Here is a 26,410-nt window from a genome sequence, read left to right as displayed (position 1 = left end):
GCCCGCTGAGGCGGGACAAGCCCGCTCAGGCGGGTTGCTTGTGCGGCGTCGAGACGATCGACGGCAGCTTGCCGTGCTGCTTGGCGAGCAGTTCGCGATACAGCCCCGGACGGTCGCGCAGCTCTTGCGGCGAACCGTCGTCGATGACCTTGCCCGCGCTCATCACGATGATGCGGTCGAAGTTTTGCAAGGTCGAGAGACGGTGCGCGATCGCGATCACCGTGCGGCCGACCATCAGGCGGTCGAGCGCCTGCTGGATCGCCTCTTCCGACGCGCTGTCGAGCGCAGAAGTTGCCTCGTCGAGCAGCAGGATCGGCGCGTTCTTCAGGATGGCGCGCGCAATCGCGATGCGCTGGCGTTGCCCGCCGGACAGCTTGACGCCGCGGTCGCCGACGATCGTATCGAAACCTTCAGGCATCGCCTCGATGAAGTCCGTGCAGCGCGCCTCGCGGGCGGCGGCGAGCACTTCCTCGCGGCTCGCCTCGGGACGGCCGTAGGCGATGTTCTCGAACACGGTGCGGTGGAACAGCGAGATATCCTGCGGCACGAGCGCGATCGAATGGCGCAGGCTGTCCTGCGTGATCGAGCCGATGTCCTGGCCATCGATCCTGATGCTGCCTTTCTGGGTCTCGTAGAACCGTTGCAGCAGCGCAAGCACGGTGGATTTGCCCGCCCCCGACTTGCCGATCAGCCCGACGCGCTGGCCCGGCTCGATATGCAGCTGGAAGTTGTCGAGAATCGGCCGGCGGCGCGGATACGCGAACGTGACGTTTTCGAAGTCGACGCGCCCGCCTTGCGGCACGAGTTCCGTTGCATCCGAGCGATCCGGCATGCCGTGCGGCTCGAGCAGCGTCTGCACGGCTTCGGCGAGACGCGCGACGTGCTGCGTGACATCCACCAGCGCCACGGCGAGATCGCGCGTGCCATGCAGGATCGTGAAACCGAGCGAGCTGACCAGCACGATATCGCCCGACGTCGCCTGGCCTTTCGACCACAGCCACAAGGCCCAGCCGAGCAGGCCGGCGGAGAGGATCGCCGTGACGACCGCATGGAACAGGCGCAGCTTTTCGAGGTACAGCAGGCTCTGCTGGCGCGCAACCATCTCGGCTTTCACGGTCGAGCCGAAGCGTTTTTGCTCGCGAAACGTCATGCCGAACGCGCGCACCAGCGACATGTTGCCGATCACGTCGACGAGTTCGCCATCCACCGACGCCGCCTTCGACGCAAAGTTGTGATGCCGCGCCGAGCCGCGCTTGGCGAGGCGGTAGAGGATCAGCGCCAGGACCAGCGATGCGGTCATCAGGCCGGCGGCCATCCACGGATTCACCGCGACGATCATCACGATGGCGCCCAGCACCGCGATGCATGGCGGCAGGACGTTCCACGCCATGACGTTTTCGGCGGTGTAGATGGCGTTCGAGGTCGCGGTGATCCGGCTGGCGAGCATGCCGGGCTGCTTCTCGGAGAAGTAGGTGGGCGAGTGGCCGGAGAGATAGGAGAAGAGATCCTTGCGCAGATCGCCGGTGACGATCACGAACACATGGGCGCCGACCCAGCCGCCGACCCGCCACAGCAGGTTGTCGGCGGCGATCAGGCCCACCAGGATCATGAACGCGCCCCACAGCGGGCCGGGGTGTCCGCGCCCCTGGCCGAGCACGTCGATCAGATGCTTGATCGCGTATTGCGAGGCGAGGGCACAGCCCACCGCGGCGAACACGCTGAAGAGCACGATCGCATGGGCGACGGGATGCCGGCGGATGTAGCGCAGCAGGAACGCGAGCGGATGATGCGCGTAGCTCGAAAGCTTCGCGTTGTACGCGTTACGCTGGGAGACGGTGAGTTGGTCCAATGGTCTTTTTTGGTCGTAGAGCGGTTGAGCGTGTTGCGCCTTCGGGCACGTCCGCTGAAACTTCCGCGGCTTTCGAAATCTGGCCCGCCACGGGGCGACCGACGTCAATCAAGCGACGCAGCGCCGTCTCCATCACTGGATTGTAGCCAGTATCGCGGACGGGCAAGGCGTCTTCGGGTCGCCGATATCCGGCCCATGTGGGCCGCCGAACATCGCTGCGGCGGTAATTCGGGTGGCGATCCATCGGTAATGACAGCGCCGAGTGTTTGCCGACCTTTGTCCGGTTCACCGTCTGTCCGGCATTGGGCGTCGGCGGGCATTGTAAGTACTTTGGGCAACTTTTTGCGCCCAATCACTCGCATGACGGCAACGAGCGGCGAGGCCAGCAGCGATAAAAGCACGTGGCGCGCCAGCGCCGGGCTTCGCACTGAATCTCCGGCTGACGCGGCCTCCGGAGCAGCCATGCCGTACCGCCTTTCCCGGAGTCCCTGTAAAACCCGTCCTCCAATGTAGAACAACCTTAATAAACAGGGGTTTGCAAAATGTATCCCTCTTGTAACAACGTAAATAAGTTGAAATGACTGCCGCTACGCGCGTGTAAAAAGCTCCATAATGCGCTCCGGGTTTCTCCCTAGGCCGTAGACAGCTTTTTGCAAGTTGCCGTCAACCGTCCAGTTGCAAGCGCGTTAATTGCAGGCGCGCGGCATCTTTGAGATCTGGAACTGCACTTGCTTTGTCCGATCGACCGCGCAGGAACCAGTGAACAGCGACCCCGCTTCTTCACTCGAGCATCAGCCTTTGCGCCGCGGCCCACGCGCCGCGGAAAGCTTCGCCCGAGCCGAGCGATTCGCTCCCGACGTCAAAACGACTGTAGTTTTTAGCCTGACCTTTCATTAGGAGTTTCACGACATGCGAATCGCTCAAATCGCGCCCCTCCACGAAGCTGTTCCGCCGAAGCTGTACGGTGGCACGGAGCGCGTGGTGTCTTATCTGACTGAGGCACTCGTGGAAGCCGGACACGATGTCACGCTCTTCGCGAGCGGTGATTCGCAGACGTCCGCGAAGCTCGAAGCATTCTGGCCGCAGGCATTGCGCCTCGACCCGACCATCCGCGACGTGATGGCCCCGCACATGCTGCTGCTCGAGGAAGTGTGCCGCCGCGCCGAAGAATTCGACGTGCTGCATTTCCATATCGACTACTACCCGTTCTCGCTGTTCGCGCGCCAGCCGGTGCCGTTCCTGACGACCATGCACGGCCGTCTCGACCTGCCCGAACTGCAGCCGATCTTCAACACGTTCAAGGACGTGCCGGTCATCTCGATTTCGGACAACCAGCGCCAGCCGCTGCAACAGGCCAACTGGCTGTCGACCGTGTATCACGGCCTGCCGGAAAACGTGCTCACGCCGATCCCCAATGTGGAGCCGGGCTACCTCGCGTTCCTCGGCCGCGTTTCGCCGGAGAAGGGCCTCGACCGCGCGATCCGCATCGCCGGGCAGGCAGGCATGAAGCTCAAGGTCGCTGCCAAGATCGACAAGGCTGACCGCGCCTATTACGAAGAAACGATCAAGCCGCTGATGGCGCTCCCGCACGTCGAGTACATCGGCGAAATCGGCGAATCCGAAAAGCGTGAGTTCCTCGGCAACGCGCATGCGCTGGTGTTCCCGATCGACTGGCCGGAGCCCTTCGGCCTGGTGATGATCGAAGCCATGGCCTGCGGCACACCGGTGATCGCGTTCAACCGCGGTTCGGTGCCGGAAGTGATCGAGAACGGCGTGTCGGGCTTCGTCGTGGAAGACGAACTGAGCGCGATCGCCGCCGTCAAGCGTCTCGATACGCTGCCGCGCGAGAAAGTCCGCGCCGCGTTCGAAGCGCGCTTCTCGTCGAAGGTGATGGCGGCGAACTACGTCAGCGTGTACGAAGAGATGCTGCGTCAGAAACGCCGCACCGTGCTGCGCGAAGTCAACGCCAGCTAAACGGGCGCCGCCCGGGTTTCACCCGGGTGCGGCGTAAGTTGCAAAAAACGCCCCGCGCGCCTCAAGGCACGCGGGGCGTTGTCGTAATCAGACACAGTCGGGAGCGCACGGCAAGGTTCTTGGAGCGCCAGACCGCGCTACGCTCGTGGAAACCTCTGAGGAGATCCGTAATCTCCCTATAATGGCCCGGACTTCGCATTGCGCGGAGCACCCAGCATCGTACGTGGACAGGAGTTTCTTTTGGCGAGAACCAGGCAAACCAGCGCGAGCCCCGCACCCGGCGCCGGCACGGTCTTCGCACTGCGCGCCATCGGACTGGTGCTGGCAGCGCGCTGGGCGTTATCGATGTCGCAGATGGGCTATCTGTCCTCTCTGCGCGCCATGACCTCGTCGCCGTGGGCGTGCGTGAACGTCGTGCTGATCTTCCTGCTGGTCGTGCTGCCCGGCGCGAAAGCGCGGCTCGAGCGGCCGCTCCATCCGCTGCCGCAATGGCTGCGGCAAGCGCTGCGGCTGCTCGCGCTCCTGACCTTCGGTTTCGCCATGTTCTCGGTCGGCGCCTTCATCTGGGCGTCCGGCGGACGCAGCTTCATCCATGCGCTCACGGAGACGAACGGCTGGCTGCTGGTCGGCCCCGCGCTGTATGCGGTCGTCATGTGGATCTGCCGTCCGCGCGCGCTGTGGCGCACCAACATCGCGGCGCGCCGCTTCGCCATCGGCCGCTACGCCATTTCGCTCGATCCCGTGACGCGCACCGCCGTCGTCTGGGCCGAAAGCCGCAAGCTCGGCCAGTACGATGCGCGCGAACTCTCCCTCAAGTGGGCCGAGCCGCCCGAGCGCGCCGCGCCTTCGGCCAATCTGCTCGCACCCGCCACCGAACCCGCCACGCCCGCCGTCCATGCGCGCGGCGAGGTGCGGCGCGGCCTGTTCGCGCGGCGCGCCCGAGTCGAATTGCTGTGGGATTCGCCGGCCGCGGCAGGGCACAATCGCACGACGGTGTTTCGCGCGCCGATTGCTCGTGAAAGCGACCGCCAGGCCGCCCGTTCGCTCGATACGACGTTGCGCCAGATCTGACGCGCGCCACCTCACCTCGCCTCGCCGCAAGTACGTACACGTCTTTCGCCTTGTTCTGTTGCAGTGGGAGGAAAGCATGCTGATACGCTGGATGCTGGCCGCGCTTCATCTGCTGGGTTTCGGCCTCGCGCTCGGTTCCGTGCTGGCGCGCGCGCGTGCGTTGCGGCGGCTCGACGCCACGCAGTCCGTCCAGGCCAACGAACTCCGTCTGCGCGATGTCTTCCGCTCCGACATGGTCTGGGGCATCACGGCGATCGTGCTGATCGTGACCGGCGCGATGCGCGCCTTCGGTGGCTTCGAAAAGGGCGCGGCCTACTATCTGCACGAGCCGCTGTTCCACCTGAAGATGACGGCGCTCGTCGTGATCCTGCTGATCGAAGTGTCGCCGATGCTCGCGCTGATCCGCTGGCGCGTGGCGCTGGCGCAGGGCGGGCCGATCGATCTCACGCGCGCCCGCCGTTTCGCGTGGATAAGCGATCTGGAAGCGGGACTCGTGATGGTGATGGTGATCGCGGCGAGCGGCATGGCGCGCGGGATCTGGGCGTCGTCGGGCGGATGATGACGACGCGAAAATGAAAAAAGGCTCAGGTCGTGAAACCTGAGCCTTTTTGATCTTCGGTGCTTGTCTTTACCAACACCAGAATCCTGGTGGGTAGTACTGGGATCGAACCAGTGACCCCTGCCGTGTGAAGGCAGTGCTCTACCGCTGAGCTAACCACCCGAAGAGAGACGAGATTATGTCAGGCGTTCTGCATCTCGTCTAGCCCCTCTTTAAGCAGATCCGAAAATAATCACGCAGCGACTGCATCGCCTTCCGCCGATGCCGGCGCGGGTTCCACGCGCCAGACGCTCGTGCCCTTGATGGCCCGGTCGAGCTCGTTGAGCACGGCCTCGTGCGCCGACACTTCGTCCGCGCTTGCCGCGATCACCGGCAGGTCGAGATCGTCGAAGGCTTCGCGCGGCGTGGCGGACGCACCCGCCGCCGGCTGTTCGCCCAGCATGTCGATGACGAGGCTTTCCTGCCCGCGCGTCATCGCCAGATAGACCTCCGCGAGCAGCTCGGAGTCGAGCAGCGCGCCGTGCAGCGTGCGATGCGCGTTGCTGATACCGAACCGGTCGCACAGCGCATCGAGCGAGTTGCGCTTGCCAGGGAACATCTGCTTGGCCTGTGCGAGCGAATCGATCACGCCGCCCACCGTCTCCTTCACCTTCGGCAAGCCGAGCAACGCAAACTCCGCGTCGAGGAAGCCGACGTCGAAGGGCGCGTTATGGATGATCAGCTCCGCGCCCGCGATGAAGTCGCGCAGTTGCGCCGCGATCTCGGCGAACTTCGGCTTGTCGCTGAGGAACTCGGTCGTCAGGCCGTGCACCGCGAGCGCGCCAGGGTCGCTGTCGCGTTCCGGATTCACGTAGAGATGCAGGTTATTGCCGGTGAGCCGTCGATTGACCAGCTCGACGCAGCCGATTTCGATGATCCGGTCGCCGGTCCGTGCATTGAGGCCGGTCGTTTCGGTATCCAGTATCAGTTGGCGCATGGGATGTCTTGGATTCGGTGATTCGTGCTGCGGATTAGCTGTCGGCGAGCGAGGTCACGCCGCGATTGGCGAGCGCGTCGGCGCGTTCGTTTTCGGGATGGCCCGCGTGTCCCTTGACCCAGCGCCATTCGATGCGATGCTGCGCCACGAGTGCGTCCAGCCGTTTCCAGAGGTCGGCGTTCTTGACGGGCGTCTTGGCGGCGGTCATCCAGTTCTTCTTCTTCCAGCCGTGGATCCATTCGCTGATGCCTTTCTGGACATATTGCGAATCGGTGTGGATCACGGCCTGGCACGGACGCTTCAGGGCTTCGAGCGCGGCGATCACCGCCATCAGTTCCATGCGGTTGTTGGTCGTCGCGGCTTCGCCGCCGAACAGTTCCTTCTCCAGCGTGCCGAAGCGCAGCAGGGCGCCCCAGCCGCCGGGACCGGGATTGCCTTTGCAGGCGCCGTCCGTGTAGATGTCGATTACGGTGTTCGATGCAGATTCGTCAGTCATCAAGGCTCGATGGAAGTCTCGTTGCGCGTATGCGGAGCGGCGACCGGCGCGAGGCCGGCGGCGAGCGCGGATTTTTTCAGCTTGCGCGGGCCGATCAGGCGCATGCCGCGCACGCGCTTCACGGCCGTGATCATGTACGCCGCGCCGAAGATGGGCCACCAGCGGTCGCCGGCGGGCTCCATGAATTGATAGCGTTGCAGCCACTTGTCGGTGACGAGCGGCGGACGATAGCAGCCGAAGCGGCCGCGTTCAAGGTCGAAGCCGAGCAGCTTGATCCAGTCCTTGATGCGCGTGAACGCGATCATCTCGTGCGCCGACGGCACGAACGGCCGGCCCGCCACCTTGCCGAGCGATTGCCGCGCGCCCCACAAACTCAGCGAATTGAAGCCGAGGATGATCAGCTGGCCTTCCGGCAACAGCACGCGCTCGGCTTCGCGCAGCAGCCGATGCGGATCCGGCGAGAATTCGAGCGTGTGCGGCAGCACCAGCAGGTCGACGCTCTGTGCTTCGAACGGCAGGTCGAGCAGGTCGCACCAGACGGTGCTGCGGCCGTCGGGCGCGCTGGCGGCGGGCAGGGCGCTGACGCCGGGCGTGGTGGCGCGCGGCGGGATGTATGGCGCACTGGATGCGCTTTCGGCGTCGAGCACGAGCGCGCGGCCGGTCATGCGGTTCTCGCGCAAGGCGTCGAGCTGCGGCATGCCGAGCTGCAGCGCGTGATAGCCGAAGATGTCGGACACCACGTGATCGAGCTGCGCCTGCTCCCAGTCGAGCACGTAGCGCCCGGGCGCAGAGCTCGTCCAGGTGGGCCAGTCTATAATCGCTCGGTCAGACATGTTCGGGTTGACGCATAGATGATCGCTATGGAATCGCTTGACGGAAGCTCGCGGGCTCACGGGCCAGCTCAGGGGCCAGCTCACGGTGCACTGGAGTACGTGCCGGTGCCGGCGTTCGAGGACAACTACATCTGGCTCGTCTCGGACGGCCGCGATGCAGTGGTGGTCGACCCGGGCGACGCCGCGCCCGTCGAGGCATATCTGGCCAAACGCGGCTGGCGGCTGACCGCTATTTTACTCACGCACCATCATCAGGACCATGTCGGCGGCGTGAAAGCGCTGCTCGATCGCCGATCGGCCGAGGGCGGCGTTCCGGTCTACGGCCCGGCCAGCGAGCGCATCGAGCATCTGACGCAGCGCCTCTCGGGCGGCGACCCGGTGAACGTCGCGCACCCCGCGCTCGCGTTCTCCGTCATCGACGTACCGGGCCATACGGCCGGCCACATCGCGTATTTCCAGGCGGCCGATCCGCACGGCACGCCCCATCTGTTTTGCGGCGACACGCTGTTCGCGAGCGGCTGTGGCCGCCTGTTCGAGGGCACGCCGCAACAGATGCTCGCCTCGCTCGACGCGCTTGCCGCGCTGCCGGACACCACCCAGGTGCATTGCGCGCACGAGTACACGCTGTCCAACATCCGCTTTGCGCGCGCGGTCGAGCCGGACAACGACGCGCTCGCGCGCTGGGACGCCGCCGCGCAGGCGTTGCGGGTCTCCGGCAAGCCGACGCTGCCGACCACCCTCGCGCACGAGAAGACGGTGAATCCGTTCCTGCGCGCGGACATCCCGGCCATTCACACGCGGCTGGCCGAGCAGTTCGGCGCACCGGTCGCCGACCGGCTTGAGGCATTTCGCATGATGCGCGGCTGGAAAGATAAGTTCCGTTGAGCCGGATTTTTCGGGTCAAGTTAATCCGAAACGTTGGAAACGCTGTTAGATCGCGGATTTTGCAGGGCTTTCGCGTGCGTTTTTATTGACGTACTTGGTGTGGTTCCGTACCATCGGCTGCAAATTTCCAAGCCTCATCCTTTGGAAGCCGAGACGTTCCATGCGACTAATTCTTAGCGCGCTGTCCGTCCTGATGCTCGCCGCGTGCGCGAGCCAAGGGCCGACGGCGTCTGATCCTCTTCTCAACACACCCGCCACAGCCTCCGAGCAACAGCAGCAGAAAGTAGCCGATACCATCCGTCGCACCGCGGCCGCCAAGGAAACCATCGACGTCGACAAGACTCCGGTCACCTCGCTGGTCGGTTCCGCCGATCTCTGGAGCCGCATTCGCGCGGGCTTCCAGATTCCCGATCTGCAGAGCGACCTGGTCGACATGCAGGTCAACTGGTACGCGCAGCGCCCGGACTATGTCGAGCGCATGACGGGCCGTTCGCAGAAATACCTGTATCACATCGTCGAGGAGCTCGAGCAGCGGCACATGCCGACCGAGCTGGCGCTGCTGCCGTTCATTGAATCGGCGTTCAATCCGCAGGCGCTTTCGGTGGCGAAGGCCGCCGGCATGTGGCAGTTCGTGCCGGGCACCGGCCGCGACTACAACCTCAAGCAGAACATGTGGCAGGACGAGCGCCGCGACGTGCTGGCCTCGACCAGCGCCGCGCTCGATTACCTCTCGCGTCTGCACGACATGTTCGGCGACTGGCATCTCGCGCTCGCCGCGTACAACTGGGGTGAGGGCAACGTGCAGCGCGCGATCGCGCGGAACGAGGCCGCGGGCCTGCCGACCGACTACGAAAGTCTGCGCATGCCCAACGAAACCCGGAACTACGTGCCGAAGCTGCAGGCGGTGAAGAACATCGTCAGCAATCCGCAGATGTACGGGCTCACGCTGCCGGACATTCCGAATCACCCGTACTTCGTGACGGTCACGACGGCACGCGACATCGACGTGACGATGGCCGCGAAGCTCGCCAGCATGAGCGTCGAGGAGTTCCGCTCGCTCAATCCGTCGTTCGCGAAGCCGGTGATTCTCGGCGCGACCAACCCGCAGATCCTGCTGCCGTTCGACAACGCCGCTTCGTTCCAGCGCAATCTGACGTCGTATTCAGGGCCGTTGTCGTCGTGGACCACGTACACCGTCACGGAGCGGGCGCGTCCCACTGCGATCGCCGAGAAGATCGGCGTTGATGCGGACACGCTGATGTCGGTCAACCGCATTCCGGCGGGCATGCGCCTGAAGCCTGGCTCGACGATCGTCGTGCCGCGCACCGATGACGACGACGAAGACATCAGCGCCGATGTCGCCGCGAACGCGACGCTGGCCGTCGAGCGGGACGTGCCCGACACGCGCCGGCTCGTGATCCGCGTGCGCCGCAAGCAGTCGGTGTCGACGCTGGCCGACCGCTACGATGTATCCACATCGCAGGTGAAATCCTGGAACCGCACTCGCGGCGACATGTTCATGCCGGGGCAGGTGGTCGTGCTGCACGTGCCGTACGGCCGTCCGGTGCCGGCCGAGCCGGGTCCGGTGCGGGTCGAGACGGTGGCGGCGTCGAGCCGCTCGTCGGGCGGGGTGTCGAAGATCGGCACGCGCGTGCCGGAATCGAAGTCGCGCGGCAAGGCGCCTGCGCATTCGTCGGGCAAGGTGACCAAGGTGTCGGCACCCAAGCCCGCCGCCGCGAAAACCACCGTCAAGCACGCTGCCACGAGCACGAAGACGAGCAAGAAGAAGTAGCGTCGGGCGCGAGTCGCCGGGTCGCTATCCCACGCCGTCACCAAGGTGACGGCGTTTCTTTTGCCGGCCCCGATTAAACTGGCGGTCCAGAAGAATCAGGAAATACCGGTTCCGCATGCTGTCCTCCGTCCGTCTTCGCGTCTTCTTCCTGTTTGCCGCCGGCTACTTCGTCTCGTACGTGTTCCGCGGCGTCAATCTCGGCTTCGCCCCGCTGATCACCCACGACCTGGGCCTCTCCGCCGCCGATCTCGGCCTGCTGACCTCGCTCTATTTCATCGGCTTCGCGGTTGCGCAGATTCCTGTCGGCGTGCTGCTCGATCACTTCGGGCCGCGCCGCGTCACGGCCGGCATGCTGGTGTTTGCGGCGGCGGGCATCGGCGTGTTCGGCGCGGCGCACGGCATCGTGGGGCTGATGATCGGGCGGCTGTTGATCGGCGTCGGTGTGTCGGTGTGTTTGAGCGCGGCCTTCAAGGCGTCGGCGCAGCATTTCGCACTCGCCCGCCTGCCGATGGTGAACGGCTTCACGATGGCGGTCGGCGGTTTGGGTGGCGTCGTGGTCGGGGCGCCGCTGGCGTCGCTGCTGCACGTCGCGACGTGGCGGGAAGTGTGCTTCGGCCTCGTGGCGTTCACGCTCGTGGTCGCGGCGGCGATCCTGTCCTGTGCACCGGCTCGCGGGGAAACCGACCCGCACCAGCGCGCCGACGTCATCACGCAGTTCCGGGGCACCTGGAGCATCCTGAAAAGCGGCGTGTTCTGGAAGCTCGCGTCGTTTTCGGTCGTCACGCAAGGCGTTTTCTTCGCGATGCAGTCGCTGTGGATCCGCCCCTTCCTGCTCGACGTGATGGATCTCACGCCCCCGCATGCGGCGGCGCTGGTATCCGTGCTGGGTCTGGCGATGATGCTCGGCTGCGTCGGTTTCGGCGTGGCCGCGCGCGGCATGGAGCGGCGCGGGGTGTCGGTGTACGCGTTCTGCGGCACCGGCATGGTGCTGTACGTCGCCACGCAGATCCTGATGGTGCTGCGCGTGCCGCTGCCGCCTTCCGTCCTGCTTGCGGCGTACGGGTTTTTCGGCGGCACGGGCATCCTGAGCTATGCGGTCGCCGCGGAATACTTCGCGCCGCACCTGATCGGGCGAGTGCACACGACGCTCACGCTCGTGATCTTCCTGCTGATCTTCGGTTTCCAGGTCGGCGTCGGCGCGATGCTTTCTCTATGGCATGCCGACGGCGGCCGCTATCCGGCGACGGCCCACGTCACCGTGTGGATCGGCCTGATCGCGCTGCAGGCGGCGAGCGCGGCCTGGTACTTTCTGCCAGGCCGGACGATGCGCAAGGACGACGCCGAAGCGCCCCAGCCGCTCTCGTGACAACGCTCGTGCAAGCGGCTGCAAGCATCCGGAATCTGGCGAAGATGACCGTTCCACGCTATACTTCGAAGGTTTGAGCATTTCAACCCGCACCCTAGCGCCTACCTCCCATTCACCGTCGTTCGCTGCGCCAGCCAGCGCGCGCCGCACGCCGCCCTTCGCCTGCTTCGAAACCCCGCTTGCCGCGCGCGAGCGAGCCGGTCCAAGCCGCGATGCGCGCCTCGCGAGCCGCCGCCGTCACTGTGCGAAGGAAACCCGCGCGCCTTGAGCGCCTCGAGTGCCCGAGTACCTCGGGCAGCGGGAAGCCAAGCCTGAATTTCGGACAGACAGGTCGGTAACAGGGTGTTCCCCAAGGAGCTTCCCGTGTTGCCGTCATTTTCCCCCGCACTTCTCGCACTTGCCGACGGCACGGTCTTTCGTGGTCAATCGATCGGCGCGCCCGGTTCGACGATCGGCGAAGTGGTCTTCAACACCGCCATCACCGGCTATCAGGAAATCCTCACGGATCCCAGCTACGCCCGCCAGATCGTCACGTTGACCTACCCGCACATCGGCAACTACGGCGTCAACGCCGAGGACGTCGAAGCCACCAAAGTCCATGCCGCCGGCCTCATCATTCGCGACCTGCCGGTGCTCGCCTCCAACTTCCGCTCCGAACAGACGCTCGCCGATTATCTGAAGGCGCGAGGCGTCGTCGCTATCTCGGGCATCGACACCCGCAAGCTCACGCGTATCCTCCGCGAGAAGGGCGCCCAGAACGGCTGCATTCTCGCCGGCAGCGATGACGAATCGAAGGCGCTCGGCCTCGCGCGTTCGTTCCCGGGTCTCGCGGGCATGGACCTCGCGAAGGTCGTGTCGACCGAGAAGAGCTACGAGTGGACCCAGACCGAATGGCGTCTCGGCAGCGGCTACGGCAAGCAGGAAGCGCCGAAGTTCCGCGTCGTCGCGTTCGACTACGGCGTCAAGTACAACATCCTGCGCATGCTCGCCGAGCGCGGCTGCCACGTGACCGTGCTGCCGGCGCAGTCCACCGCCGCTGACGCGCTCGCGCTCAATCCGGACGGCATCTTCCTGTCGAACGGCCCGGGCGACCCGGAACCGTGCGACTACGCCATTGCCGCGACGCGCGAGTTCATCGCGAAGGGCATTCCCACCTTCGGCATCTGTCTCGGCCATCAGATCATGGGCCTCGCGGTCGGCGCGAAGACCATGAAGATGAAGACCGGCCATCATGGCGCGAACCATCCGGTGAAGGACATGGAAGACGGCCGCGTGGTGATCACGTCGCAGAACCACGGCTTCGCAGTCGATGCCGCGACGCTGCCCGCCAACGCCAAGGTCACGCACGTCTCGCTGTTCGACGGCACGCTGCAGGGCTTCGCCCTCACCGACAAGCCCGCGTTCTGCTTCCAGGGCCATCCGGAAGCGTCGCCCGGCCCGCACGACATCGCGTATCTGTTCGACCGCTTCATCAAGCTGATGGAGTCGACGAAGGTCACCGCATAAAGAACATCACAGAGCACAGTTATGCCGAAGCGCACAGACATCAAGAGCATTCTCATCATCGGCGCGGGCCCGATCATCATCGGCCAGGCGTGCGAGTTCGACTATTCGGGCGCGCAGGCCTGCAAGGCGCTGCGTGAAGAGGGCTACAAGGTCATCCTCGTCAACAGCAATCCTGCGACGATCATGACCGACCCCAACACGGCCGACGTCACCTACATCGAGCCGATCACGTGGGAAGTGGTCGAGCGCATCATCGCGAAGGAACGTCCTGACGCGATCCTGCCGACCATGGGCGGACAGACCGCGCTCAACTGCGCACTGGACCTGTTCCATCACGGCGTGCTGGAGAAGTACAAGGTCGAGTTGATCGGCGCGTCGCCGGAAGCCATCGACAAGGCGGAAGACCGCCAGAAGTTCAAGGAAGCGATGACCAAGATCGGCCTCGGTTCGGCCAAATCGGGCATCGCGCATTCGATGGAAGAAGCGCTCGCAGTTCAAGCGCAGATCGCCGAGGCCACGGGCAGCGGCGGTTATCCCACGGTGATCCGTCCGTCGTTCACGCTGGGCGGTTCGGGCGGCGGCATCGCGTACAACAAGGAAGAGTTCGAGGAAATCTGCCGTCGCGGTCTCGATCTCTCGCCGACGCGCGAACTGCTGATCGAAGAGTCGCTGCTGGGCTGGAAAGAGTACGAGATGGAAGTGGTCCGCGACCGCGCGGACAACTGCATCATCGTCTGCTCGATCGAAAATCTCGACCCGATGGGCGTGCACACCGGCGACTCCATCACCGTCGCGCCCGCGCAGACGCTCACCGACAAAGAGTATCAAGTGCTGCGTAACGCGTCGCTGGCGGTGCTGCGCGAGATCGGCGTCGATACGGGCGGCTCGAATGTGCAGTTCGCGATCAACCCGAAGGACGGCCGCATGGTCGTCATCGAGATGAATCCGCGCGTGTCGCGTTCGTCGGCGCTGGCCTCGAAGGCCACCGGCTTCCCGATCGCCAAGGTTGCCGCGAAGCTCGCCTGCGGCTATACGCTCGACGAACTCAAGAACGAAATCACCGGCGGTCAGACGCCGGCCTCGTTCGAACCGACCATCGACTATGTCGTGACGAAGGTGCCGCGCTTCGCGTTCGAGAAATTCCGCGAAGCCGACTCGCGCCTGACGACGCAGATGAAGTCGGTCGGCGAAGTGATGGCCATGGGCCGCACGTTCCAGGAATCGTTCCAGAAAGCCTTGCGCGGTCTGGAAGTCGGCGTCGACGGGCTCGATGAAAAGACCACGAGCCGCGACGAAGTGATTCGCGAGATCGGCGAGCCGGGCCCGGACCGCATCTGGTATCTCGGCGACGCCTTCCGTCTCGGACTGACGATGGAAGAGATCTTCGAAGAGACCTCCATCGACCCGTGGTTCCTCGCACAGATCGAACAGATCATCCTGAAGGAGAAGGCGCTCGAAGGCCGCACGCTCGAAAGCCTGACGCGCGACGAACTGCTGTATCTGAAAAAGAGTGGTTTCTCGGACCGGCGTCTCGCGAAGCTCACCGGCTCGCAACAAGCCGACGTGCGCGAGAAGCGTCACGACATGAAAGTGCGTCCGGTCTACAAGCGCGTGGACACGTGCGCGGCCGAGTTCGCGACCAAGACCGCCTACATGTACTCGACCTACGAGGAAGAGTGCGAAGCGAACCCGACGGACAAGAAGAAGATCATGGTGCTGGGCGGCGGTCCGAACCGGATCGGGCAGGGCATCGAGTTCGACTATTGCTGCGTGCATGCCGCGCTCGCGATGCGCGAGGACGGCTATGAAACCATCATGGTCAACTGCAACCCGGAAACCGTTTCGACCGACTACGACACGTCCGACCGTCTGTATTTCGAATCGCTGACGCTCGAAGACGTGCTCGAGATCGTCGACCTGGAGAAGCCGGTTGGCGTGATCGTGCAGTACGGCGGCCAGACGCCGCTCAAGCTCGCGCTCGATCTCGAAGCGAACGGCGTGCCGATCATCGGTACGTCGCCGGACATGATCGACGCAGCCGAAGACCGCGAACGCTTCCAGAAGCTGCTGCAGGATCTCGACCTGCGCCAGCCGCCCAACCGCACCGCGCGCGCCGAAGACGAAGCGCTCAAGCTGGCCGAGGAGATCGGTTATCCGCTGGTGGTGCGTCCGTCGTATGTGCTCGGCGGCCGCGCAATGGAAATCGTCCACGAGCCGCGCGACCTCGAACGCTACATGCGCGAGGCCGTGAAGGTGTCGAACGATTCGCCGGTGCTGCTCGACCGCTTCCTGAACGACGCGATCGAATGCGACGTCGACTGCATCTCCGACGGCGACGACGTGTTCATCGGCGGCGTGATGGAGCACATCGAGCAGGCGGGCGTGCACTCGGGCGACTCGGCCTGTTCGCTGCCGCCGTACTCGCTGTCGAAGGAAACCGTCGACGAGCTGAAGCGGCAAACCGCCGCAATGGCCAAGGCGTTGAATGTGATCGGCCTGATGAACGTGCAGTTCGCGATCCAGCAAGTGCCGCAGGACGATGGCTCGAAGCAGGACATCATCTACGTGCTGGAAGTGAATCCGCGCGCATCGCGCACGGTGCCGTACGTGTCGAAGGCGACGGGCCTGCCGCTCGCGAAGATCGCCGCGCGCGCGATGGTCGGCCAGAAGCTGAAGCAGCAAGGCGTGACGAAGGAAGTCATTCCGCCGTACTACAGCGTGAAGGAAGCCGTGTTCCCGTTCGTCAAGTTCCCGGCGGTGGATCCGGTGCTCGGACCGGAAATGCGCTCGACCGGCGAAGTGATGGGCGTGGGCCGCACGTTCGGCGAAGCGCTCTTCAAGTCGCAGCTCGCGGCGGGTTCGCGTCTGCCGGAGTCCGGCACGGTGCTGCTGACCGTGATGGACGCCGACAAGCCGAAGGCCGTCGAAGTCGCGCAGATGCTGCACGAACTCGGCTATCCGATCGTTGCGACCAAGGGCACGGCCGCGGCGATTGCTGCGGCAGGCGTACCGGTGAAGGTCGTCAACAAGGTGAAGGACGGCCGTCCGCACATCGTCGACATGATCAAGAACGGTGAAATCGCGCTGGTGTTCACCACGGTCGACGAAACGCGCGCGGCCATCGCCGATTCGCGTTCCATCCGCATGAGCGCGCAGGCCAACAAGGTCACGTACTACACGACCATGTCGGGTGCGCGGGCCGCGGTGGAAGGTTTGCGTTACCTCCGCGATTTGGAAGTCTATGATTTACAAGGCCTGCATGCTCGCCTAAACTAAGGCTTCGATTACAGGTCCAAGCCTCACGAGCCGCGGTTAAGCGGTGTCCTCCCGTCAAGGGGGGACGCGCTTAACCGCGGTAATTTTTTTACGGCTGTTTTTGTTTGTGGGTTGTCTATGAGCACGATTCCTTTGACGAAGCGCGGCGCGGAGCTGCTGCGCGACGAATTGCAACGCCTGAAGGCTGTCGAGCGTCCGGCAGTCATCAACGCAATCGCCGAAGCGCGGGCGCAAGGCGATCTGTCGGAAAACGCGGAATACGATGCCGCGAAAGAAAAGCAAGGGTTCATCGAGGGCCGCATCGCGGAGCTGGAGTCGAAGCTCGCCGCGGCGCAAGTGATTGACCCGACGCAAGTGGAAGCCGAAGGCCGCGTGGTCTTTGGCGCGACCGTCGAACTGGAAGACCTGGAGTCGGGCAACACGGTCACGTATCAGATCGTCGGCGACGACGAAGCCGATCTCGATCACGGTCTCATCTCCGTCAGTTCGCCCATTGCGCGCGCACTGATCTCGAAGTCCGAGGGCGATGTCGCGGCCGTGCAGGCGCCGAGCGGCGCGCGCGAATACGAAATCATCGCCGTTCGTTACGTCTGATGGCGCACCGGGTCTTTCGCCTCGTTTCCATGGTGTGGGTCGGCAGCTTGCTGACCCTCGGCCTCATTGCAGCGCCGGTCCTGTTCTCGATGCTGGACCGGACCGAGGCCGCCTCCGTGGCCGCGCAACTGTTTCGCATTGAAGCGATCATCGGCGTGGTGAGCGCACTGGTGCTCATCCTGATCGGCAATCGCTACGTGAAGAGCGGCATCGTCGACTACAAGCGCGTGCGCTGGATCGTCGCCATGATGCTGCTGTGCGTGCTGATCGGCTATTTCGGCCTGCAGCCGTTCATGAACTCGCTGCGCATGGCCGCGCAGGAAGCCGGCACCGACCTCGCAAATTCGCCGTATGCGAAGCAGTTCGGCGTGCTGCACGGTATCTCGAGCGCAATCTATCTGATCGAATGCCTGTTCGGCATCGCGCTCGTCTGGCGCTTGCCGGGCGCGGCGCCGGTGGCCATCGTGCCGAAGAACAAGTCGGCGAAGATGGCCGCGAAACGCGCGCGCAGCTGACCTTACTCACGCGCGCTGGTTTCGCGCGGCGCGTACGCTTCATGAGAAGCGCACGCGCCGTTCATCATTTCGACGATTGATGCTGACGCTTGGTGCTCGGCTGACGCTTCTTGGCGCGCTTGACGTTGCCGCCCGCCGTGACACGCTCGTTGCCCAGTACCTTCAGCGTCTGCTTCTTCGGCTTCTTGAAGGCCGGTGCGTCGCGCGAGATCTTCACGGCCTTGACGATGCGCGGCGCGCGGCCCTTGGTCTCACGCTCGGCTGCTTCGCCCGCGCTCGGCGGCATGGTGCTGCGGGTGCGGGTCGTACGGCTTTTCGGCGCGGCGCCTTCCGGCCGCCAGACCACCAGCAGCTTGCCGATATGCTGGATCGGCGCGGCGTTGAGGCGGTCGCAGATTTCGTCGTAGACCGCAATGCGCGCTTCGCGCTCGTCGCCGAATACGCGCACCTTGATGAGCTGATGCGCCTCGAGGTGGACGTTGATTTCCTTGAGCACGGCATCGGTCAGACCCTCCGCGCCGACGAGCACGACGGGCTTGAGCGCATGGGCCTGGGAGCGCAGGTCGGAGCGCTCGGCGGGGGAGAGTTTCAGGGCTGGCATGAGAAAATAGGGACTCGACTAAAATGTGGGCGGCCAACTAACACGCAACGACGCGTGCGCAGTTGCGACGATTCGACGCGATCCGTGACCAGAAGCGCATGACGCGCGCCGTCGCCCACCATAAAACAAAACAGGCCGGAAGCGGGGTTTTGGAACGCACGAGCGCCCAAGGACCGGTCCGGCCAGCAAGCCGCGTATTATCCGCTAAAAGCATCACGCGATGCAGCAAAATACGCACCGGCGCGCAGCGCGCTTTCGTCGCTGGTGCCTCCTCACTTTCGTTTCAATGGCAAAGAACCGTTTCAATCAGTCGTGGTTGCACGACCACATCAACGATCCCTACGTGAAGATGGCGCAGCGGGAAGGTTATCGCGCGCGCGCTGCCTACAAGCTCAAGGAGATCGACGAGCAGGACAAGCTCATCAAGCCGGGCATGGTGATCGTCGACCTGGGTTCGACGCCCGGCAGCTGGAGCCAGTACGCGCGCAACAAGCTGGCGCAGGGCTCGAAGCGCGACGCCGAGCGCCAGGGCGGCATCGACGGCACGATCATCGCGCTCGACATCCTGCCGATGGAGCCCATCTCCGACGTCACGTTCCTTCAGGGCGACTTCCGCGAGGACGAGGTGCTCGCGCAACTCGATGAAATGGTCGGCGAGCGTCAGGTGGATCTTGTTATTTCAGACATGGCCCCCAACCTCTCTGGTGTTGCGAGTGCGGATGCGGCTCGCATCGAACATCTCTGCGATCTGGCGCTGGAGTTCTCCCAGAACCATCTGAAACCGGAAGGTGCGCTGCTGGTCAAATGTTTTCATGGCAGCGGCTATAGTCAGATTGTCGAGAAGTTCAAACACCAGTTCAAAGTGGTGGCGCCGCGCAAACCGAAGGCGTCTCGCGACAAATCGTCGGAGACGTTCATACTCGGACGCCGGCTCAAGCATCCGGGCTGATCGGGCTCCTTAAACAAAATCGGCGAATAAGAGCGATATATTCGCCGATTATGCCGAAAACACCGCCCTTGCCGCTATTTATGCGGTAGTTAAACCTTATGGCAGGGGTTAGCGGTCTGGATTAGAATGCTTCGGTGGCGTCGCAAGGTTTATGTAGGCGCCCGTCTATGAGTGAGGAGTGGTGCTTTGAACAACAATATGTTCTCTAAGGCGGCAGTGTGGCTCGTGATCGCACTGGTGCTGTTCACGGTGTTCAAGCAGTTCGACAAGCCACGCGTGCAGGAAGGGGTGTCCTATTCGCAGTTCATGGACGACGCGAAAAACGGCAAAGTCAAGAACGTCACCGTTCAGGGCCGCAATCTCACGGTTACTCCGGCAGATGGCCAGAAATACCAGATCGTGTCGCCGGGCGACATCTGGATGGTCGGCGATCTCATGAAATACGGCGTTCAGGTCAGCGGCAAGGCTGACGACGAACCCAACGCCCTCGTTTCCGCACTGTATTACCTCGGACCGACGATCCTGATCATCGGTTTCTGGTTCTACATGATGCGGCAGATGCAGGGGGGCGGCAAAGGCGGGGCGTTTTCGTTCGGCAAGTCGCGAGCGCGGCTGATCGACGAGAACAACAACGCAATCAATTTCACCGACGTCGCCGGCTGCGACGAAGCCAAGGAAGAAGTGTCCGAACTGGTGGACTTCCTGCGCGACCCGCAGAAGTTCCAGAAGCTGGGCGGGCGCATTCCGCGCGGCGTGCTGCTGGTCGGCCCTCCGGGTACCGGCAAGACGCTGCTGGCACGCGCCATCGCCGGCGAGGCGAAGGTGCCGTTCTTCAGCATTTCGGGTTCTGACTTTGTGGAAATGTTCGTCGGCGTGGGCGCGGCCCGGGTCCGCGACATGTTCGAGCAGGCCAAGAAGCATGCGCCGTGCATCGTGTTCATCGACGAAATCGACGCGGTCGGCCGTCATCGCGGCGCAGGCATGGGCGGCGGCAACGACGAACGCGAGCAGACGCTGAACCAGATGCTCGTCGAGATGGACGGCTTCGAGGCGAATTCAGGTGTCATCGTGATTGCCGCCACCAACCGTTCCGACGTGCTCGACAAGGCGCTGCTGCGTCCGGGCCGTTTCGACCGCCAGGTGTACGTCGGTCTGCCGGACATTCGCGGCCGCGAGCACATCATGAAGGTGCATCTGCGCAAGGTGCCGATCGCCAACGACGTCGACGCTTCGGTCATCGCGCGCGGCACGCCGGGCTTCTCGGGTGCGGATCTCGCGAACCTCGTGAACGAAGCCGCACTGTTCGCGGCGCGCCGCGGCAAGCGCATCGTCGAGATGCAGGATTTCGAAGACGCAAAGGACAAGATCTTCATGGGTCCGGAGCGCAAGTCGGCTGTGATGCGCGAGGAAGAACGCCGCAATACGGCGTATCACGAGTCGGGCCACGCTGTGGTGGCGAAGCTGCTGCCGCACGCCGATCCGGTCCACAAGGTCACGATCATGCCGCGCGGCTGGGCATTGGGCGTCACCTGGCAGTTGCCGGAACATGACCGCGTGAACCTGTACCGCGACAAGATGCTCGAGGAAATCGCCATCCTGTTCGGTGGTCGTGCGGCCGAGGAAGTGTTCCTGAATTCGATGTCCACGGGCGCCTCCAACGACTTCGAGCGCGCAACCAAGATGGCGCGCGACATGGTGACGCGCTACGGCATGTCGGATGTGCTCGGCACGATGGTGTACGTCGATACCGAAGAAAACGGCATGTTCGGCAAGATGGGCGCGAAGTCGGTGTCCGAAGCGACGCAGCAGAAGGTCGACGCGGAAATCCGCCGCATCCTCGACGAGCAATATGCGCTCGCCCGCAGGCTGCTCGAAGACAACCGCGAACGAGTCGAGGCGATGACGAAGGCGCTGCTCGAATGGGAAACCATTGACGCCGACCAGATCACCGACATCATGTCGGATCGTCCGCCGCGTCCGCCGAAGAACATGCCGCCGCCGTCGGGCGACACGCCTCCGGGCGGCAGCAGCGGCACCGAGGTCAAGCCGGGCAACGCGCCGGCCACGGCCTGAGTTTCACGCTTCCGTTGATGGGCCGGTGTGCTTTGCACGCCGGCCCATTTCAATTTCCGGGCACGGAATGCAGTACTTTCCTCAGCCTGTATAGTCCTGGCCACTCAGCTTGAGCAACTTGCACGCATCTTCACCATTGGCCGAACCGCTGCAATGCGGCCGCTTCGTGCTGCGCTTCGAACGTCCGCTCGTCATGGGCATCCTCAACATCACGCCCGATTCCTTCTCGGACGGCGGTCGCTTCCTGTCGCGTGAAGATGCGCTGGCCCGCGCCGAGAAGATGCTCGCCGATGGCGCCGACATGATCGACATCGGCGGCGAATCGACCCGGCCCGGCGCGCCGCCGGTACCGCTCGACGAGGAACTGGAGCGCGTGGTGCCGATCGTCGAGGCGTTGCGCGCCGTCAACGTGCCGCTTTCCGTCGATACCTACAAGCCCGCCGTCATGCGCGCCGTCCTCGATGCTGGCGCGGACATGATCAACGACATCTGGGGCTTGCGTCAGGAAGGCGCGCTTGACGCCGTGAAGGACAGCGATTGCGGCCTGTGCGTGATGCACATGCTCGGCGAACCGCGCACGATGCAGGTCCACGAGCCGGTCTATGAGGACGTCGTCGCCGACGTGCGCAGCTTCTTCGAAGCGCGCCTGGCCGCGCTCGGCAGCGCAGGTATCGCGGCTTCGCGTATCGCGCTCGATCCTGGCTACGGTTTCGGCAAGACGGTGGCGCATAATTACGCGCTGCTCGGTCACTTGCGTCAGACGTTGCCTGCCGGCACGAATGTGCCGCTGCTCGCCGGCATGTCGCGCAAATCGATGCTGGGCGCCGTCACCGGCCGCGGCGCCGGCGAACGGCTTGCGGCGAGTCTCGCGGCGGCCGTCTGCGCGGCGGAGCAGGGCGCGGCGATCATCCGGGTACACGACGTCGCGGAAACCGTCGATGCGCTCAAGGTCTGGCAGGCCACTCAGGAAGCCGCGTCCGGCAGACATGATTGACACCGGACTTAAATCGGCAAGGATCACGGTGCAGGCGCACGCACCGGTTTAGAACGAACGTCAACACATCCGCGGGCCTATAACAGGCGCCATATGTCCGCGAGGAGGGTCAAGCAACAATGGCACGTCAATATTTCGGTACGGACGGTGTGCGGGGGCGCGTAGGCGTGGCCCCGATCACGCCCGATTTCGTCCTCAAGCTCGGCTACGCAGCGGGCAAGGTGCTGGCCGGCGCGGATCGCGCCCATCAGAAAAAGGGCAATCGCCCGACGGTGCTGATCGGCAAGGACACACGCGTGTCCGGCTACATGCTCGAAGCGGCGCTCGAATCGGGCTTCTCGGCCGCGGGCGTCGACGTGATGCTGGCCGGCCCGATGCCGACGCCCGGCGTCGCCTACCTGACGCGGGCGCTGCGCCTGTCGGCGGGCGTGGTGATCAGCGCATCACACAATCCTTACAACGACAACGGCATCAAGTTCTTCTCGGCGGACGGCAACAAGCTGCCCGACGAAGTCGAACTGCAGATCGAGCAGCAGCTCGAGCAGCCGATGGAATGCGCGCCCTCCGAGCGTCTCGGCAAGGCGCGGCGTCTGGACGATGCCGGCGGCCGCTACATCGAGTTCTGCAAGAGCACGTTTCCCGCGAATTTCGACCTGCGCGGGCTCAAGCTCGTCGTCGATTGCGCTCATGGCGCCGCCTATGACGTCGCGCCGCACGTCTTCCACGAACTCGGCGCGGAAGTCGTGTCGATCGGCGTGGCGCCGAACGGCTTCAACATCAACGACGGCGTCGGCGCCACCGCACCCGATGCGCTCGTGCGCGCGGTGCTGGAGCACAAGGCCGATCTCGGCATCGCGCTCGACGGCGACGCCGACCGCGTGCAGATCGTCGATTCGACCGGCCGGCTCTACAACGGCGACGAACTGCTCTACGTGCTCGTCAAGGACCGCATCGCGACCGACGGCCAGGTGCAGGGCGCGGTCGGCACGCTGATGACCAACATGGCCGTCGAAGTCGCGCTGAAGGACGCGGGCGTGCAGTTCGTGCGCGCCGCGGTGGGCGACCGCTACGTGCTCGAAAAGCTGCGCGAGAACGGCTGGCAACTGGGCGCCGAAGGCTCGGGCCATATCCTGTCGCTGGACCGCCATTCGACCGGCGACGGCATCGTCTCGGCGCTGCTGGTGCTGGCGGCGATCCAGCGCAGCGGCAAGTCGCTGGCCGAGCTGCTCGACGGCGTCAGTCTGTTCCCGCAAAAACTGATCAACGTGCGCATGAGCGCCGGCGCGGACTGGAAAAGCAGCGAGGCAATTCGTCGCGCAGTCGAACAAGCCGAGCGTTCCCTCGAATCGCACGGACGGGTCTTGATTCGTGCCTCGGGAACCGAACCGGTCCTGCGCGTGATGGTGGAAGCCGCCGCGCAGCAGGACGCTGTTCAGCACGCGGAAACGATTGCTCAGGTGGTGAAGGAAGCGACTTCGTGAGCGTTTACTGAAATTTGTCACATTTTGCTAAAAAGCGGGCGCCAGCCCGCTTTTTTATTTGCGATCAATCATTTGACAAATCGACCGGGATCAGACTTTCAACACGTAAGCGTAATGACACGCGGCCTTCACGATTAGTCATATTACTGTCACGAACTCCTCCTATATTTCGCGGTGTCGTCTCTACGCACACGACACACGCTCACTACTGGAGATCAAGAATGAAATTGATGCACACCGCGCTGGCTGGCTTGATTGGTGCACTCTTCGCCGTTTCTGCCCAAGCAGCCGACCTTACCGGCGCGGGTTCCACCTTCGCAGCCCCGATCTACACCAAGTGGGCGGATGCCTACCAGAAGTCCGGCGGCGGCAAGGTGAACTACCAGGGCATCGGCTCGTCGGGCGGGATCAAGCAGATCATCGCCAAGACGGTGGATTTCGCCGGTTCGGACGCTCCGCTGAAGGACGACGAGCTGGCCAAGGACGGCCTGTTCCAGTTCCCGACGGTGGTGGGCGGCGTCGTGCCCGTGATCAACGTGCCGGGCGTCAAGGCCGGTGAAGTCACGCTGTCGGGCCAGGTGCTCGGCGACATCTACCTCGGCAAGATCAAGAAGTGGAACGATCCGGCGATCGTTGCGCTGAACCCGAAGGCGAAGCTGCCGGATACCGACATCGCCGTGGTCCGCCGCGCCGATGGTTCGGGCACCAGCTTCATCTGGACGAACTACCTGTCGAAGGTCAACGCCGACTGGAAGTCTAAGGTCGGCGAAGGCTCGACGGTGAACTGGCCGACGGGTACGGGCGGCAAGGGCAATGACGGCGTCGCGGCCTTCGTGCAGCGTCTGCCGGGCGCGATCGGCTATGTGGAATGGGCCTACGCGAAGCAGAACAAGATGACCTACGTCGGCATGAAGAACTCGGCGGGCACGGTTGTCGAGCCGAAGACGGACACGTTCAAGGCCGCTGCTGCGGGCGCGGACTGGTCGAAGTCGTTCTACCAGATCCTGACGGACGAGCCGGGCAAGAACGCATGGCCGATCGTCGGCGCAACGTTCGTGCTGCTGCACGCCACGCAGGACAAGCCGGCGCAAGGCACGGAAACTTTGAAGTTCTTCGACTGGGCGTTCAAGAACGGCGGTCAGGCTGCCAACGACCTCGACTACATCTCGCTGCCGGATTCGGTCGTTGCCGAAATCAAGACGCAATGGAAGGCGAAGGTCAAGGACGCTTCGGGCAAGTCCGTCGCAGAGTAAGGCACCTGCCGTATGAAACTGTCCTAAGCTGTTGAGGCGGCGGACAGTCAGCAGCAAAGCAAGCCGTGCGGCAGGCCGAAAGGCCTGTCGCGCGGTCTGACACGTAGCGAAACCAAGGCTCCCATGTCGGACATCAACTTATCGTCGGCTGTGCCGGCAGCGCACACGCAGCGCGCGCCCAGCCCGCTCGGCGACCTCATTTTCGGCGGCGTGACGCGGCTTGCAGCCGTCATCACGCTGCTTCTCCTGGGCGGCATCATCGTTTCGCTGCTCATCGCGTCGATGCCGACCATCCAAAAGTTCGGCCTGTCGTTCCTGTGGCGTGCCGAGTGGGATCCACCCAGCGATTCCTTCGGTGCGCTCGTGCCCATCTACGGCACCATCGCGACCTCGCTGATCGCGCTCATCATCGCCGTGCCGGTGAGCTTCGGCATCGCGCTGTTCCTGACCGAACTGTCGCCCGCGTGGCTGCGCCGTCCGCTCGGCGTCGCCATCGAACTGCTCGCCGCGATCCCGTCGATCGTCTACGGCATGTGGGGCCTGCTCGTGTTCGCGCCGATCTTCGCTGAATACTTCGAGAAGCCGCTCGGCAAGCTGCTCGGCGGCGTGCCCGTGATCGGCATGTTCTTCCAGGGCGCGCCGATCGGCATCGGCATCCTGTGCGCCGGTGTGATCCTCGCGATCATGATCATTCCGTATATCGCCTCGGTGATGCGCGACGTCTTCGAAGTCACGCCCGTGCTGCTGAAGGAATCGGCGTATGGCATCGGCTGCACGACCTGGGAAGTGATGTGGAAGATCGTGCTGCCCTATACGCGCGCCGGCGTGATCGGCGGCGTGATGCTCGGCCTTGGCCGCGCGCTCGGCGAAACCATGGCGGTCACGTTCGTGATCGGCAACACCAACCTGCTCGACAACGTCTCGTTGTTCTCGCCCGGCAACAGCATCACCTCGGCGCTTGCCAACGAGTTCGCTGAAGCGAGCCCGGGCCTGCACACGTCGGCGCTGATGGAACTCGGTCTGATTCTGTTCGTGATCACCTTCTTCGTACTCGCGCTCTCCAAGCTGATGCTGCTGCGCATGGAACGCGGGGAGGGCCGTAAATAATGAGCCGTCCCGCTGCTTTCAACCAGGATCCGGCGCGCCTCCAGGCGACTCGCCAGAAGCTGCAGAGCCGCCGTCGCGGCACCAATGCGGTGGCGCTGACGCTGTCGCTCGCGGCCATGGCCTTCGGCCTGATCTGGCTCGTGTGGATTCTCTATACGACGCTCAAGCTCGGCATCGGCGGCCTGTCGATCGATCTCTTCACGCAGTCCACGCCGCCGCCGAACACCGATGGCGGCGGTCTCGCCAATGCGATCGTCGGC

The 26,410-nt window shown here is 64.1% G+C and carries 21 protein-coding genes, 1 tRNA gene and 1 pseudogene; 17 read left to right on the top strand and 6 right to left on the bottom strand.

Annotated features, from left to right (window positions below):
- Window positions 1–25 precede the first annotated feature (25 nt).
- Window positions 26–1,849 carry an ABC transporter ATP-binding protein gene (locus QCE62_RS10430; RefSeq protein WP_309917345.1) on the bottom strand — a complete coding sequence of 608 codons (1,824 nt, stop codon included), beginning with the start codon at window positions 1,847–1,849 and terminating at the stop codon, window positions 26–28.
- 909 nt (window positions 1,850–2,758) lie between these two features.
- Between QCE62_RS10430 and QCE62_RS10425 the strand changes: the two genes are divergently transcribed.
- From QCE62_RS10425 to QCE62_RS10415, 3 genes are all read left to right on the top strand, one after another.
- Entirely contained in the window at window positions 2,759–3,823 is a 1,065-nt protein-coding gene (locus QCE62_RS10425; RefSeq protein WP_309917344.1) for a glycosyltransferase family 4 protein, read from the top strand.
- 240 nt (window positions 3,824–4,063) lie between these two features.
- A complete protein-coding gene (locus QCE62_RS10420) occupies window positions 4,064–4,894 on the top strand; it encodes a hypothetical protein (RefSeq protein ID WP_309917342.1) in 831 nt (276 codons plus the stop codon).
- Between the two features lie 76 nt (window positions 4,895–4,970).
- The gene (locus QCE62_RS10415; protein ID WP_309917339.1) at window positions 4,971–5,453 is read left to right on the top strand and encodes a DUF2214 family protein; all 483 of its coding nucleotides are present in this window, start codon (window positions 4,971–4,973) and stop codon (window positions 5,451–5,453) included.
- 87 nt (window positions 5,454–5,540) lie between these two features.
- Here QCE62_RS10415 and QCE62_RS10410 read toward each other — a convergent pair.
- From QCE62_RS10410 to QCE62_RS10395, 4 genes are all read right to left on the bottom strand, one after another.
- A tRNA-Val gene (locus tag QCE62_RS10410) sits at window positions 5,541–5,615 on the bottom strand.
- A gap of 70 nt (window positions 5,616–5,685) precedes the next feature.
- Entirely contained in the window at window positions 5,686–6,429 is a 744-nt protein-coding gene (gene dnaQ / locus QCE62_RS10405; RefSeq protein ID WP_309917336.1) for a DNA polymerase III subunit epsilon, read from the bottom strand.
- A 34-nt stretch (window positions 6,430–6,463) separates the two neighbouring features.
- Window positions 6,464–6,925, bottom strand: coding sequence for a ribonuclease HI (gene rnhA, locus QCE62_RS10400; RefSeq protein ID WP_309809081.1), 462 nt, complete (start codon window positions 6,923–6,925; stop codon window positions 6,464–6,466).
- Window positions 6,925–7,758, bottom strand: coding sequence for a class I SAM-dependent methyltransferase (locus QCE62_RS10395; RefSeq protein WP_309917334.1), 834 nt, complete (start codon window positions 7,756–7,758; stop codon window positions 6,925–6,927). Before QCE62_RS10395 ends, rnhA begins: the two co-directional genes overlap by 1 nt.
- 27 nt (window positions 7,759–7,785) lie before the next feature.
- Here QCE62_RS10395 and gloB point away from each other — a divergent pair, with 27 nt between their 5' ends.
- From gloB to QCE62_RS10360, 7 genes are all read left to right on the top strand, one after another.
- On the top strand, window positions 7,786–8,643 hold the full coding sequence (gloB, locus tag QCE62_RS10390) for a hydroxyacylglutathione hydrolase (protein ID WP_309917331.1): 858 nt from the start codon (window positions 7,786–7,788) through the stop codon (window positions 8,641–8,643).
- Window positions 8,644–8,803: 160 nt separating this feature from the next.
- Entirely contained in the window at window positions 8,804–10,435 is a 1,632-nt protein-coding gene (locus tag QCE62_RS10385; protein WP_309917328.1) for a transglycosylase SLT domain-containing protein, read from the top strand.
- A gap of 115 nt (window positions 10,436–10,550) precedes the next feature.
- Window positions 10,551–11,801: an MFS transporter gene (locus tag QCE62_RS10380; RefSeq protein WP_309917326.1), complete on the top strand. Its 1,251-nt coding sequence runs from the start codon at window positions 10,551–10,553 to the stop codon at window positions 11,799–11,801.
- A 363-nt stretch (window positions 11,802–12,164) separates the two neighbouring features.
- Window positions 12,165–13,307 (top strand): glutamine-hydrolyzing carbamoyl-phosphate synthase small subunit, encoded by a 1,143-nt coding sequence (gene carA, locus QCE62_RS10375; RefSeq protein ID WP_309917323.1) that lies wholly within the window; start codon window positions 12,165–12,167, stop codon window positions 13,305–13,307.
- Window positions 13,308–13,328: 21 nt separating this feature from the next.
- Window positions 13,329–16,583 carry a carbamoyl-phosphate synthase large subunit gene (gene carB / locus QCE62_RS10370; RefSeq protein WP_309917320.1) on the top strand — a complete coding sequence of 1,085 codons (3,255 nt, stop codon included), beginning with the start codon at window positions 13,329–13,331 and terminating at the stop codon, window positions 16,581–16,583.
- A 117-nt stretch (window positions 16,584–16,700) separates the two neighbouring features.
- On the top strand, window positions 16,701–17,177 hold the full coding sequence (greA, locus tag QCE62_RS10365) for a transcription elongation factor GreA (protein ID WP_309809067.1): 477 nt from the start codon (window positions 16,701–16,703) through the stop codon (window positions 17,175–17,177).
- On the top strand, window positions 17,177–17,692 hold the full coding sequence (locus tag QCE62_RS10360; RefSeq protein ID WP_309917317.1) for a DUF4149 domain-containing protein: 516 nt from the start codon (window positions 17,177–17,179) through the stop codon (window positions 17,690–17,692). Before greA ends, QCE62_RS10360 begins: the two co-directional genes overlap by 1 nt.
- Before the next feature lie 64 nt (window positions 17,693–17,756).
- On the opposite strand, the gene QCE62_RS10355 is transcribed toward QCE62_RS10360, so the two are convergent.
- Entirely contained in the window at window positions 17,757–18,293 is a 537-nt protein-coding gene (locus tag QCE62_RS10355) for a YhbY family RNA-binding protein (RefSeq protein ID WP_309809063.1), read from the bottom strand.
- Between the two features lie 286 nt (window positions 18,294–18,579).
- Between QCE62_RS10355 and QCE62_RS10350 the strand changes: the two genes are divergently transcribed.
- From QCE62_RS10350 to pstA, 7 genes and pseudogenes are all read left to right on the top strand, one after another.
- A complete protein-coding gene (locus tag QCE62_RS10350; RefSeq protein WP_309811614.1) occupies window positions 18,580–19,242 on the top strand; it encodes an RlmE family RNA methyltransferase in 663 nt (220 codons plus the stop codon).
- A gap of 186 nt (window positions 19,243–19,428) precedes the next feature.
- Complete coding sequence (ftsH, locus tag QCE62_RS10345; protein ID WP_309809061.1) at window positions 19,429–21,315, top strand: ATP-dependent zinc metalloprotease FtsH; 1,887 nt, start codon at window positions 19,429–19,431, stop codon at window positions 21,313–21,315.
- 193 nt (window positions 21,316–21,508) lie between these two features.
- Window positions 21,509–22,309, top strand: coding sequence for a dihydropteroate synthase (gene folP, locus QCE62_RS10340; RefSeq protein ID WP_409017851.1), 801 nt, complete (start codon window positions 21,509–21,511; stop codon window positions 22,307–22,309).
- A gap of 119 nt (window positions 22,310–22,428) precedes the next feature.
- On the top strand, window positions 22,429–23,790 hold the full coding sequence (glmM, locus tag QCE62_RS10335; RefSeq protein ID WP_309917310.1) for a phosphoglucosamine mutase: 1,362 nt from the start codon (window positions 22,429–22,431) through the stop codon (window positions 23,788–23,790).
- Between the two features lie 221 nt (window positions 23,791–24,011).
- Window positions 24,012–25,043: a phosphate ABC transporter substrate-binding protein PstS gene (gene pstS / locus QCE62_RS10330; RefSeq protein WP_309917307.1), complete on the top strand. Its 1,032-nt coding sequence runs from the start codon at window positions 24,012–24,014 to the stop codon at window positions 25,041–25,043.
- Between the two features lie 123 nt (window positions 25,044–25,166).
- Window positions 25,167–26,150 (top strand): phosphate ABC transporter permease PstC, encoded by a 984-nt coding sequence (gene pstC / locus QCE62_RS10325; protein ID WP_309917305.1) that lies wholly within the window; start codon window positions 25,167–25,169, stop codon window positions 26,148–26,150.
- Window positions 26,150–26,410: pseudogene (pstA, locus tag QCE62_RS10320) on the top strand (phosphate ABC transporter permease PtsA); the annotation flags it as partial. The gene pstC and the pseudogene pstA, both read left to right, overlap by 1 nt.

Origin of the sequence: Caballeronia sp. LZ033 (assembly GCF_031451265.1) — a bacterium.
Lineage (GTDB): Bacteria > Pseudomonadota > Gammaproteobacteria > Burkholderiales > Burkholderiaceae > Caballeronia.
This window is presented reverse-complemented; position numbering and strand designations above follow the sequence as displayed.

Excerpts from the sequence above, each read along its gene's own strand:
- QCE62_RS10425 (WP_309917344.1), top strand. The coding sequence starts at position 2,759 with ATGCGAATCGCTCAAATCGCGCCCCTCCACGAAGCTGTTCCGCCGAAG.
- QCE62_RS10415 (WP_309917339.1), top strand. The coding sequence starts at position 4,971 with ATGCTGATACGCTGGATGCTGGCCGCGCTTCATCTGCTGGGTTTCGGC.
- dnaQ (WP_309917336.1), bottom strand. The coding sequence starts at position 6,429 with ATGCGCCAACTGATACTGGATACCGAAACGACCGGCCTCAATGCACGG.
- rnhA (WP_309809081.1), bottom strand. The coding sequence starts at position 6,925 with ATGACTGACGAATCTGCATCGAACACCGTAATCGACATCTACACGGAC.
- QCE62_RS10395 (WP_309917334.1), bottom strand. The coding sequence starts at position 7,758 with ATGTCTGACCGAGCGATTATAGACTGGCCCACCTGGACGAGCTCTGCG.
- folP (WP_409017851.1), top strand. The coding sequence starts at position 21,509 with ATGGGCATCCTCAACATCACGCCCGATTCCTTCTCGGACGGCGGTCGC.
- greA (WP_309809067.1), top strand. The coding sequence starts at position 16,701 with ATGAGCACGATTCCTTTGACGAAGCGCGGCGCGGAGCTGCTGCGCGAC.
- QCE62_RS10350 (WP_309811614.1), top strand. The coding sequence starts at position 18,580 with ATGGCAAAGAACCGTTTCAATCAGTCGTGGTTGCACGACCACATCAAC.
- glmM (WP_309917310.1), top strand. The coding sequence starts at position 22,429 with ATGGCACGTCAATATTTCGGTACGGACGGTGTGCGGGGGCGCGTAGGC.
- gloB (WP_309917331.1), top strand. The coding sequence starts at position 7,786 with ATGGAATCGCTTGACGGAAGCTCGCGGGCTCACGGGCCAGCTCAGGGG.
- QCE62_RS10360 (WP_309917317.1), top strand. The coding sequence starts at position 17,177 with ATGGCGCACCGGGTCTTTCGCCTCGTTTCCATGGTGTGGGTCGGCAGC.
- pstS (WP_309917307.1), top strand. The coding sequence starts at position 24,012 with ATGAAATTGATGCACACCGCGCTGGCTGGCTTGATTGGTGCACTCTTC.
- QCE62_RS10385 (WP_309917328.1), top strand. The coding sequence starts at position 8,804 with ATGCGACTAATTCTTAGCGCGCTGTCCGTCCTGATGCTCGCCGCGTGC.
- QCE62_RS10355 (WP_309809063.1), bottom strand. The coding sequence starts at position 18,293 with ATGCCAGCCCTGAAACTCTCCCCCGCCGAGCGCTCCGACCTGCGCTCC.
- QCE62_RS10380 (WP_309917326.1), top strand. The coding sequence starts at position 10,551 with ATGCTGTCCTCCGTCCGTCTTCGCGTCTTCTTCCTGTTTGCCGCCGGC.
- carB (WP_309917320.1), top strand. The coding sequence starts at position 13,329 with ATGCCGAAGCGCACAGACATCAAGAGCATTCTCATCATCGGCGCGGGC.
- pstC (WP_309917305.1), top strand. The coding sequence starts at position 25,167 with ATGTCGGACATCAACTTATCGTCGGCTGTGCCGGCAGCGCACACGCAG.